At 43.1% G+C, this 2,807-nt stretch carries 3 protein-coding genes; all 3 read right to left on the bottom strand.

Annotated elements, in window-relative coordinates; all coding sequences use genetic code 11:
• Nucleotides 1-51: 51 nt before the first annotated feature.
• Complete coding sequence (locus tag NJ959_RS28120) at nt 52-453, bottom strand: hypothetical protein (RefSeq protein WP_444881961.1); 402 nt, start codon at nt 451-453, stop codon at nt 52-54.
• Nucleotides 454-600: 147 nt separating this feature from the next.
• Complete coding sequence (locus NJ959_RS28115) at nt 601-1,899, bottom strand: tetratricopeptide repeat protein (RefSeq protein ID WP_254015064.1); 1,299 nt, start codon at nt 1,897-1,899, stop codon at nt 601-603.
• A 176-nt stretch (nt 1,900-2,075) separates the two neighbouring features.
• Entirely contained in the window at nt 2,076-2,753 is a 678-nt protein-coding gene (locus NJ959_RS28110) for an RNA polymerase sigma factor (RefSeq protein WP_254015066.1), read from the bottom strand.
• Between the last annotated feature and the right edge of the window lie 54 nt (nt 2,754-2,807).

Below are 2,807 nucleotides of genomic sequence, written 5' to 3'. Positions count from 1 at the left end.
CAAAGCCGAGGCGCATTCCACCTATGCCTGCAAAAAGATCGATAAAACGAATCATTTAACACTCTCACGTATAAAATCAGCTAAAACATCAAATTCACTATCAGAATAAGCAACGGTACAATCACTATGTTGGCAAATTGTAGAGATAGCAGCAGCGCGTTGGAAATTGCCAGCCCCATCAATTACATAGGCTATTTGATTACCAGCAGCATTCATAAGAAATTGTCTTTCGGCTGCTTGTCCTGCTTTTCGTTCTATTGTGCTGTTGGTGGTTACCTGAAAACTAACCTCAATTCCCACACTTTTACCTCCTTTTGTAACAACTATATCAAAAAGCATTCCACTGGCTTTGCCATAGCCATCCAAGATAATTGAGCCATTACTGGTAATATCAAATTCACTGCCCAGTTTGTCTTTTAGGTAGTTCACGATATAACGTTGTGCTAACTGTATGCTACTGATTTAGTGTATAAACCTTTTTTTGATCCAGCGGTAACCGCTGCTATAAGGTACAGTAGCAGTAATTTTAAGGTATGTTCGGTGCAGAGAAACCCGGTTTCTGAGGTGTACTTCATAAACTTGCAATCTGCTGTATGTAGGTTACCTTTCAAACAGGATTTGAGCCAAGTCGTTGCGCAAAAAAGCTTCTTCCCCCGAATCACCCAAACCATTCGCCAACGCGATCGCACGTTCATAAAAAATGCGAGCATTAGCTAAATCCCCCTTGGCTTTGTACAGTTGGGCAGATAACCGCAGGGAAATCAGCTCCTCCCGTTGGTTTTGTTGCTCTTGAGCCAGAGCGAAGTGTCGCTCAAGGTATTTAAAAGCCAGCAACTCTGGACCTACTATACTGTAAGACTTGACCATCCCTCGCAAAGCGCGAAACTGATTAGGAATATCGCGGCTGTCTTTAGCTAATTGTAGAGCAACCCCATATTCGATTGCAGCATCCCGGTATTGATTAAGGGCGAAATAAGCATCTGCCAAATTATTTTGGGTATTCGTTTCTGCCAAAGAATCTCCCAAGCGACGACGCAATCCTAAAGCAGCTTGATAATGCTTAATCGCCTCTAAATAATTCCCTTCAAGTGCCGCTACTAAACCCAGATTATTTAGACTTAGCCCTTCCCCCTCTCGATTCTTAACAGTGCGGGCAATATTCAATGCTTCGATAAAAGTAGCTGAAGCTACTTCCAGATTTCCAGATTGGAGTAAGAGACTTCCCAAATTATTTAAACCAAAAACTTGCCCGCCGAAATCTTTCAGATAGCGAGCAACCCCCAAACGACGGCGCAGTGCTTCTTCAGCATCGGGATAGCGTCCCAAATTAGCATAAGTCAGACCCAAATAATCATAAGCCAGACCAAGCCCCTCAAAATCACCAATTTGTTGATAAAGATCCCGTGCCTGTTGCCAATACGCGATCGCCTTTTCCACATTACCACTCCGTTGCGCTTGTCCTCCCAAACGGAGTAGCAAATCTGCCTCATCTCTGGATTCACCTTCGATACCATTATTTAAGGGAATCTGAAGTTGTTCTTCCAAATCAAGTTTCTGTCTGCTATTAGGAGCATTTTGGCTCAAAGCAGGGAAACTCCAAAGGAGTACCGACGTGTGAAGGGTGGCAATTGCCAAAGGAATCGCCATAGAGGATATCACCCGGATTAACCGATTAGCTTGGGATAATATCTTCTTTAAAAGTTCGGGCTTTTTGGCATCGATTTTTAGCTGAATTGGTTGAGTAGGTCTATTACTGTTGGCAACTTTTAAAATAATCGTAAAGGGGAAGCGTCTAAATACAGCAGCTTTTTGTTGATTCAGCAATAATCGTGCTGTACTTGGATGAACTGGATCTAGTGGTTGTTTATTCGGATCAAGAACTAGAACGTAATTAGACATTTAGATTTCTCCCTGGCGGGGTAATGTTTGCTTCATCGTTGTTATCTGAGCTTTTTACACTAAAGACACTATCCTTGAAGATTGTTTAATCAGTAGTCATAGAGCCTAGAGCTAGCGAACTCTAGGGTATGGTGACTCAAATAACGGCTCCTAAATTAATAGGCGATTGGTTCACATTAACTACGGATTACTCCGTTTGCTAATGATCCCACTAACTCAGACTCTCTGGAAGTTTGAACCACCTCTTCACCCAAATAAATGACAGCAATATCCGATGGTAAGCCAGATTCCAATAACTGATAGCCTTGCTGAAGCTGCACTCTCACGCTTTGCGGTGAAATCGTCTCACCCTCAGCTTGGAGATAAGCAGCAATACGAGTTTCACTCCAGTGGAATGTCTGAGCCATGAGAAGCATCAATCTTAAGGTAGGGGGGAGTTGATCTAAAGCTTGTTCCAAATAACACCATAACGGAGGCGGGGCAGATTTAAGATGATAGTGAATAGACTCCACAGGCGGCAAATCAGCCTGGTTAATACAGATGGCTGTCATATTGATCAACCAGTTTTGGAAAGAATTAGCATCAGTGGTAGGCTCTTCCCGCAAATCCAGTCCCCGTAACTCGTAGAAGACATGCCGCCAAGTCATGGCAAAGAGGTAATCTGCCTGTACAGGCGAATGGGCGGAATGTCGAACTAAGGTATAGACAATCGGGCTATAGCGACAGAAAATAGTAACAAAGTATTTACCCTGCTCCGGATAGCGTTGAAACAGAGTCACCAATTCGCGATCGCTGTGATGAGACAGCGATTTTACCATAAGATGATTTGATTCTGAAAAATGCGGAATTTGCACGAGCTTTAAATAAGTAACTGCAATTGGGATAATTAGATGTCCAGGGGTTAGGGG

It is taken from the genome of Limnofasciculus baicalensis BBK-W-15, from assembly GCF_024178385.1.
Classification (GTDB): Bacteria; Cyanobacteriota; Cyanobacteriia; order Cyanobacteriales; family Coleofasciculaceae; genus Limnofasciculus; species Limnofasciculus baicalensis.
The sequence above is the reverse complement of the archived record's forward strand: the minus strand, read 5'-3'. Positions and strand labels throughout refer to the sequence as shown.